The sequence below is a fragment of the Mammaliicoccus sp. L-M44 genome (genome assembly GCF_022386355.1).
Taxonomy (GTDB): domain Bacteria; phylum Bacillota; class Bacilli; order Staphylococcales; family Staphylococcaceae; genus Mammaliicoccus; species Mammaliicoccus sciuri_A.
Window position 1 is genome coordinate 1 of sequence record NZ_JAJNIU010000078.1, and the last position, 377, is coordinate 377.

A 377-nucleotide genomic window follows, 5' to 3' on the forward strand; every position below is an offset into this window, starting at 1 on the left:
CACCATGTTTTAGAGCCATTAGCTCAGTTGGTAGAGCATCTGACTTTTAATCAGAGGGTCAGAGGTTCGAATCCTCTATGGCTCACCATTTAAGCGGGTGTGGCGGAATTGGCAGACGCACTAGACTTAGGATCTAGCGCCGCAAGGCGTGGGGGTTCGACTCCCTTCACCCGCATTATTATTAATATGATTTAAGCATTTAATTTTGCAGAAGTAGTTCAGCGGTAGAATACAACCTTGCCAAGGTTGGGGTCGCGGGTTCGAATCCCGTCTTCTGCTCCATTATTTGCCGGGGTGGCGGAACTGGCAGACGCACAGGACTTAAAATCCTGCGGTAAGTGATTACCGTACCGGTTCGATTCCGGTCCTCGGCACCA

Annotated in this window: 4 tRNA genes; all 4 read left to right on the top strand. The window is 50.1% G+C overall.

Annotated elements, in window-relative coordinates:
• Positions 1-12 precede the first annotated feature (12 nt).
• The 4 genes from LQ611_RS13990 (at position 13) to LQ611_RS14005 (ending at position 377) form a co-directional block, all read left to right on the top strand.
• Positions 13-88, top strand: a tRNA-Lys gene (locus tag LQ611_RS13990).
• A 5-nt stretch (positions 89-93) separates the two neighbouring features.
• Positions 94-175 (top strand) — tRNA-Leu (locus LQ611_RS13995).
• A gap of 32 nt (positions 176-207) precedes the next feature.
• Positions 208-282, top strand: a tRNA-Gly gene (locus LQ611_RS14000).
• Between the two features lie 6 nt (positions 283-288).
• Positions 289-377: transfer RNA gene (locus LQ611_RS14005), tRNA-Leu, on the top strand.